We start from the raw sequence: 7,264 nt of genomic DNA, 5'->3' as shown, positions 1-7,264 counted from the left end.
CCGAAACCACTCGCAAGCTCTACCAACCCTGTCTGCCATCGCCTGGCGCGCCGCTTCTGTCAGACTGCGGCCTGCCGGATTTGCCTGAAAGGCGCTGTGGCGCATCGTGCACCAATTCAGCGGCCTCCTCATTGGCGATACGACTCAGGTAGATGCGCGCCACCTCATCATCGGCGTTGATCTCCAGCACCCGACGCATGCAGGCCTCCGCTTCCGCAGCTTCGCCATTCTGATAATTGAAGAGACCGCGTTCGAACTCGCCGCGCGTTTGCCTGAAGAATTCGACGCGATACTCCGGCAGGCCATCGAAGACCTCATAAACAGCGACGCTCTCGCGCTTGCCTTTGACGCGCACATGATCGACCAGGCGCAGGCTGTACTTCTCCGGAGAATGCAAGCGTGCGTATACCGCCTGACTGATCAGGATATGGGCATCGTAGGCGCGGGTTAGCGATTCCATGCGCGCCGCGAGATTCACCGTATCAGAGATTACGGTACCCTGCATGCGGTTAGCGGCGCCTACTGTGCCTAACATCAGCGGTCCGTGGTGGAGGCCAGTGCTGATGCGCAGCGGATCGTAGCCGGCGCGCTGGCGCTCGTGATTGTACGCGCGCAGAACGCGCTGCATTTCGATGGCGGCGTTGAGTGCGGCCTCCGCTCCGCCGGGAAACAGCGCCATGATCGCGTCGCCAATGTACTTGTCTACAATACCCTCATGACTCTCCACGACAGGCGTCATTCGGCTCAGATAACTGTTCAAGAAGTTGAAGTTGTCGCGGGGCGACATCTGTTCGGAAAGGCTGGTAAAGCCGCGGATATCAGTGAACATCACCGTCATCTCGCTTTGCACCTGCTGACCCAGACTGACCGCGGTGATTTCAGTCGTTCCCAGCTGCTTCAGGAATTCCACGGGCACAAAACGGGCGTAGCTGTCGCGAGTGCTGCGCAGGGCGTCGGCCAGACTGATCACTTTTTGATAGGTCTCCGCAAAAAACCGAGCCAGGATGTACGATTGTGAGAGTATGAAGACGACCAGTCCGTAAGGCGCAATCCACACGGACTGGATCAGACCCTCGGTATTCAGCGAATCATGCACCACCGTGGCGCCAAAGACCAGACCGCCAAGCAGGGCAGTCAGTCCGCCTGATCTTCCCTTGATTGCGGCATGCGTCCAGACGCCGATGCAATAGGCCACAGCCGCGACGGTTACCGCCAGAAAGGGGGTGAGCACGCGGGTCAGATCTGGCATTGGCAGGATTATTGTGGCTGCACTGGCCAAGAATGTGGCAACGCCAGCGATCCAGAGCGCGCCCCGGTGCAACTTCAGCGGAAAGCTGGCCGCCAGGTAGGCGACGAATACAGGCAAGGCCAGGTAGAAACTCAAAATCTCCGAGCGAACCTGCCACAGGTAGGGCAGGGAAAGGATGCGCGGCAAAAAGTATTCGCCAGTCAGCAACAAGCGCAACGAAATGATTGCACAACAAATGCCAAACCACAGCGCGGCGCGGTCCTCCCGCCGATTGAAGAAAAGACCGAGATGATAAAGACCGATTAACAGTATACTTCCAGATACAAAAGCCTCGATGAAGATGGCTCGCTCGCGCTCAGCCAGAATGCGTTGTGCGCCGCCGAGATGCATGGCCTGCATGATGCCGGCATCTCGATCATCAAAGTTAGCCGCCTCGATGCGCAGATCAAGTTGCTGGCCCGGATCGCCAAGCAGCGCTACGCCGCTGCCCTTCCACGGAATGTAGTGGTCGCGGCTGGCGGCCGGCGTTCCGGCGCTGTAAACCAGTTTACCGTTGGCGTAAATTCGCGCGGCGCTGGCGATCCATCCAAAGCGCAGCGCGAGGTCGCGGTCCGACCGGCTGCTGGTTTCAGCTGGCAGCAGAACAACAAGGCGGTAGACGCCAAAACTCCTGGCTTCCGGCAGCACGGGAGTCCAGCGACCTGGCGCGGCCAACAGCCTGCCCGGACGACTGGCATCCATGCTGGCAACGCTTTCACGCGGATAGAAACGCCACGTACCGCTGAGGCTAATGGCCTTTTCGTAGGGGGATGCGCGCCGTAGATCGAGGACTCCGTTCTGGATTGCGGCTTCTTCTTGCAACGGCGCGCAGGCGCCCAGCGGGAGTAAAACGGAAAAGAGCAGCCAGAAAAGTTGCCGGTAACGCAAAGAGCTGGAAGGAGAAATCATGATCGCCGTCTCCGATTCCGGCGCACCAGGAACTGCAGTAAAGCGAGATTCTAACATAATCTTGCTTTTCGTTGTGTGCAGAATGCGTTGCATTGCATTGATTGATTTTTGCTGCGTCGGATCGAAAGCGCAAAGTCGATTCAAGGGCGATGGGTCAGGCCCGCGCGCTTGAGATGCGGGGCGCCGTGGCCCTCGGTTTTTTCGCCTTGTGATTGCGCGGTGATCTTGCTTTCGTTCCATTTTCGCATTCGGAGTCAAAATGGCCTCAAGAGATGCAGGCAGCGGCGCGCAGATCGTATATCTCAGCCATGGCGGCGGACCAATGCCCGTGCTTGGAGAACCCGGCCATCTGGCCCTCGCCAATTTTATGCGCACACTGTCGGCGCGCTTAAAAAGACCTGAGGCCGTACTGGTAGTCAGCGCTCACTGGGAAGAGAACGTCGCTACCCTGACTGGCGCCGAGCAGCCGCCAATGCTATACGATTACTTTGGTTTTCCGCCGCAGGCTTACCGGATTGACTACCCGGCGCCCGGCGATGCGAAGTTTGCAGGTCGAATCGCGCAGCTGCTGGCGAACAACCACATTCCCTCGCAGATCGACGCACAGCGCGGTTTTGATCATGGTCTTTTTATTCCACTGAAGCTGATCTATCCGGAGGCCGACATTCCCTGCTTTCAGCTTTCTCTGCTGCGAGGTCTGCAAGCAGAGGCGCATCTTTCGCTGGGCAAGGCTTTGCGCGCGCTGGCCCGCGAAAATATGCTGGTCATTGGCTCCGGCTCATCCTTTCACAATTTTGAAGCATTCTTTCAGCGCACGCCGTCAACGGAACTCAGGAATAACGCCTTTCAGGACTGGCTCATCGAGACCTGCACTGGCATCCAGTCCGCCGACGAACGGGAGCGGCGACTGCAGAATTGGCAAGAGGCCCCGGAAGCGCGATTCTGCCACCCGCGCGAGGAACATCTTTTGCCGCTGCACGTTTGCGCCGCCATGGCGGACCGTCCGGGCGAAGTCATATTCGATGATCTCGTCGGCGGCCTTCGCAATATCGCGTTGCTGTGGTAGGAAGCAGTTGAAAAAAAACAAGCGTTCGACTGCAAAGCAAAAGCGAGGACCGGGCCGACCGACAGCAAGCGATTCGGCGGCGACGCGAGAAAAGATCCTGGAAGTTGCAGGCGTTCTGTTTGCCACTCACGGTTACCACGGTACAAGCCTCGCCCAGGTCAGTGCCGAAGCCGGCATTGCCAAATCTTCGCTTCTGCATCATTTCCGCGCAAAGGGCCGACTCTATCGCGCCATTCTGGATCGAGCCTTCGGCGACCTGGAACAGTCGCTGGAACTCAATCCAGAGGAGCAAAGATCCATTTCGGGCTTTGTCGATGGCTTCTGCCGCTGGATCGAAGCAAGTCCGTTACAAATGCGAATGCTTGTTCGCGCACAACTGGACAATCCCGGACAGGCCGGGCTCATCGTGCGACGCTACTGGCAGCCTCTGTTGCGGCGCCTGGCGCCTCAGCCGCCGCCCAGGCGCTCCAGTTTGAACTGGCTGCTGCTTGCGGTGATCCTCGGCAATGCGATCAGCAGTTTTTTCGTTCATTTTTCCTTCAATCGCCTGCTGCTCGATCCACAGCTACAAAAGAGCGACCAGCGCGTGCTCAAGGAATTTCGCGCTCAGATGACCGAAATTGCACGCCTGCTGCAGGCGCCGGCAAAACCGACAAAGTCTGCGCCCTGAACGGCCCATTTTCCGCCTCAAAATGCAGTTGACGATATTCGACCGATCGGTAGATTACTCCGTATGGGCCAGCCACAGTCGCCGCCATCGCTCCAGATCTTCAGCAGTGCAGAGCGCGCTGCGTGGGTGCAGAAATCCAATCTACAAGGCGGCTTTGCGTTGTTGCAAAGCTATGCGTGGATTCTTGCAGCCTATGCCGCACTCATCGCCTGGCCCGGACCGCTCACGCTGCTCTTATGCATTGTGGTTCTCGGATCGCGGCAGCTGGCCCTGGAAGTGCTGATGCATGAGGCGGCTCATGGCGCCCTGTTTCGCAGCCCGCGCCTGAATCAGATTTCAGGCAAATGGCTCTGCGCCGCTCCGGTTTTCTTGAGTTTGCACGACTATCGTAAATACCATATGAAACACCACCGGCATACCGGCCAGAAGGGAGACCCGGATTTGCCGCTGCGCAGCGTCTACCCGATGCGGCGTAAGACGCTTGTACGAGCCTTTTTGAGAGATCTTGGATTTCGCACCGGAGCACGCGTCTATGGCGCGTTGCTGCTGATGCACGCCGGCATACTGGAGTTCGACCTTGGCGGAAGGCCGCGACGACTGGTTGCTCGCGGCAAGGCGCAGACGCGCGTCTGGCTTCCGCGCCTGCTGCGTTCATTATGGCCGACGCTTGTATTCCACGGCGTTTTGCTTGGCGCGCTGTGGTCGTTACACGCACTATGGGCTGCGCTACTCTGGCCGACGGTCTTGCTGACCGTACACACGGCCCTGATGCGCGTTCGCTCCATCGCCGAGCACGCCGCTACACAGAAATCGCCGGATATTCTCCTGAACACGCGTACCACGCTGGCCGGACCGCTGGAACGATTTCTGTTTGCGCCAATCTACGCCAATTACCACATCGAACATCATCTTTTTCCGGCAGTTCCGTTCTTCAAGTTGCCGGCGCTCCACCGCGAATTGCATCGCGCCGGCTACCTGAGCGAATCGTCCGTTGCCAGGGGATACCTCGCCGTCATGATGCAGGCCAGCGCTCGGCCTGCCAGGGCGCGGTGAAATGAGGCGCGGTGAAATGAGGCGTCTTGAGGCAATACGCGATCCACAGATTGGAACATTCGAAATGTAACCGATGCGCCGGCGCGATCAGTCAATTGCGATTGCGGGCTGCGACAACAACTGCCAGCCAATCATCTTGTTGCGCAGATAGCTAACGAGCGCTCGCAGGCCGCGCAGCCCGACGCCTCAGCTACTGAATGCGTTTCTCTCTGGAATGCATAGCAATGAGCAACGAAAGCGGGGGCAGACATAATACGCGTGCGATTGCAAACTTTCCATGATTCGCCGCGGCAGTCTGCCGCATACTGAGCAATGGGTCATCCGGCAATGGCCAGAACAATAGCGGGAACGATTCGATCGCAATCGGAATCGACAGAGCAAGAAGACAGAGCGACGTGATGTAGAATAGCCATTGACCCGCCATGTTCCGGGAAAAACTAGCCAAGGGCGCCAGCAGAGCGGCGGTCAAAGCAAATAGAGGATAACCAAAGAGATACAAAATACATGGCACAGCAGTGGGCTGACACTCTTGCAGCGAAAGGGAGACCCCGCCCGCATACCAGGCAATGAAAAAGTCAACAGCCGGAACAACGTTTAACACGCAGCTTACAGTCAGGAGGAGGATCAAGAAACTAACGATAGTGCGAGGGCGGCCCGGTCCACTGCGCGGTTCGGGCGGGGCAAATGGGTTAGCCTGACTGCTTTGCATGACGTCGGTTTTACGCAGCGTTAGCCGGCACGAAATTCGCGGACTGATTCTGAAGTAAGAATGCGAGCAGGCAGTCATACAGTATTCGAACTCTTCGCATCATTCGGTTTCCTTCCCTGGGCGCCTACCCGCAGACCCTAATGGCGCCCCATGAAATCTATTTGCAACATACTTTTGATATCGGCCATTTGCCGCTCTTGCTAATCAGCTGACTGGTCGTGGATGATTGCCCGCAATGGCAGGAGCGCGCCTGGTCGATCTGAAATGGGGCTTGCGGCAAACACCAGGCGCAGGGCGCGCCAGCGGCGTCGATCCAGCAGAACCGGGACCTCGACGATGATCGCCTTTGGATAGGCCGCAAAGATGGTTTCTTTGTTTTGAACTCCTAAGGAAAATTCGTTGTAGCGAGCAGCCTCCAGCGCGGCGGCATAGTCAACATCATATAGATATTGGTCGTAGTAGGTCGCAAACGGCAGACTGCTCTCGATCATCTTGCCAGAAACGCGATCATATTCCTGGCGCATCGGGATGCTCAGGTTTTTGCCGCTGAATTCCAGTAGCTGCGCGGCGTTCAGATGAATGTCCCGTACCCGCGATTCGCGCGAATAGCTCTGCGGGATGATCCGCAAGGAATCCTCAGGCGCGATCTGCGCAGCCAGCGCTTGAAAGTCGCGCTCCTGAAGAGCGTATAGAACGGCCCTTGTCGACTCAAATGCCAGCGCTTTAGCTTGCTCTGCCGGAAGATGGTCGTCGAGACGTTCAACAAAGGACGCCCACAAATACGAATAGAAGTTTTTGTCAGGATGATGGAACCAGTAGAATGCTGTCTCGCGGCCAACAAAGGGGGAAAGTGTAAACGCCATTTGCGTCCCGACAAACATATACAGTAACATCCACGCCTGCAGCAGACTGGCATTTCCAGTTCCACCGCCGTCCGAATTCGCCAGGAGTTTGTGCGTGCGATGAATCGAAACCAATCCCGCAAAACCGGAAACTGCAAAGAAGAGCACGTGCATGAAAAGTAAGAAGCGATAGCCAGCGCCAGTCGCCAAAAAGAACAGCGATATCGAGGCGAAACCGAAAAGTAACGCCGCATTGACCGCCACGCCCATCAACAGCACCGCCATCGACTGCCAGAAGGTAAATCGCGACCCCAGGAACAAACCTATGAAATGCAGTGTTGGCAAGCAGACGGCAAGCGTGAGAATGTAGAGCAGCGGCGTTTTCAAGCCTGCGGACAGCGACTGCAACCACGAATGCGCCAGACCCATCGTCAGTCCGTAGGCGCCGCCACAGGCAAGGATGATGATAAATAGTTTCAGGCAAAGGCGCCATGGGCGCGGATTGGCCGCGATTTCGGCGGCGATCTCGCCTGCATTGCGGAAAATGGATTCGATACTAACTCGAGTCATAGTTTGCTCCTGACTGTAGGATTTGTCGCGGGCAAGCGCGCGCCTGCCGGCGCATGCCGGACAGGCGCAGCGCAGATTCTTTAGCTATGCCTACTTTCGGCGCGCACCGCACCGAGTCGCAGGTTGTACCAGTCAATGCGACGCGTAGCATACATTA

General features: G+C 57.4%; 5 protein-coding genes. 3 read left to right on the top strand and 2 right to left on the bottom strand.

Features of this window, described 5'->3' with window-relative positions; all coding sequences use genetic code 11:
• Positions 1-19: 19 nt before the first annotated feature.
• Positions 20-2,254, bottom strand: coding sequence for a hypothetical protein (locus K1X75_18205; protein ID MBX7060000.1), 2,235 nt, complete (start codon positions 2,252-2,254; stop codon positions 20-22).
• Positions 2,255-2,456: 202 nt separating this feature from the next.
• Between K1X75_18205 and K1X75_18200 the strand changes: the two genes are divergently transcribed.
• The 3 genes from K1X75_18200 (at position 2,457) to K1X75_18190 (ending at position 4,986) form a co-directional block, all read left to right on the top strand.
• Complete coding sequence (locus K1X75_18200; protein ID MBX7059999.1) at positions 2,457-3,263, top strand: dioxygenase; 807 nt, start codon at positions 2,457-2,459, stop codon at positions 3,261-3,263.
• A 7-nt stretch (positions 3,264-3,270) separates the two neighbouring features.
• Positions 3,271-3,933, top strand: coding sequence for a TetR/AcrR family transcriptional regulator (locus tag K1X75_18195; protein MBX7059998.1), 663 nt, complete (start codon positions 3,271-3,273; stop codon positions 3,931-3,933).
• Positions 3,934-3,996: 63 nt separating this feature from the next.
• Positions 3,997-4,986 (top strand): fatty acid desaturase family protein, encoded by a 990-nt coding sequence (locus K1X75_18190; protein MBX7059997.1) that lies wholly within the window; start codon positions 3,997-3,999, stop codon positions 4,984-4,986.
• A gap of 909 nt (positions 4,987-5,895) precedes the next feature.
• Here the strand turns inward: K1X75_18190 and K1X75_18185 are convergent.
• Positions 5,896-7,107, bottom strand: coding sequence for a hypothetical protein (locus tag K1X75_18185; protein MBX7059996.1), 1,212 nt, complete (start codon positions 7,105-7,107; stop codon positions 5,896-5,898).
• Positions 7,108-7,264: the final 157 nt, after the last annotated feature.

This window comes from Leptospirales bacterium, assembly GCA_019694655.1.
Taxonomy (GTDB): domain Bacteria; phylum Spirochaetota; class Leptospiria; order Leptospirales; family Leptonemataceae; genus SSF53.
Note: the sequence above shows the minus strand (reverse complement) of the source record. Positions and strands in the feature narration are given on the sequence as shown.

What these genes read in the sequence shown, in the direction of transcription:
- K1X75_18205 (MBX7060000.1), bottom strand. Translation starts at nt 2,254, where the DNA reads ATGTTAGAATCTCGCTTTACTGCAGTTCCTGGTGCGCCGGAATCGGAG.
- K1X75_18200 (MBX7059999.1), top strand. Translation starts at nt 2,457, where the DNA reads ATGGCCTCAAGAGATGCAGGCAGCGGCGCGCAGATCGTATATCTCAGC.
- K1X75_18190 (MBX7059997.1), top strand. Translation starts at nt 3,997, where the DNA reads ATGGGCCAGCCACAGTCGCCGCCATCGCTCCAGATCTTCAGCAGTGCA.
- K1X75_18185 (MBX7059996.1), bottom strand. Translation starts at nt 7,107, where the DNA reads ATGACTCGAGTTAGTATCGAATCCATTTTCCGCAATGCAGGCGAGATC.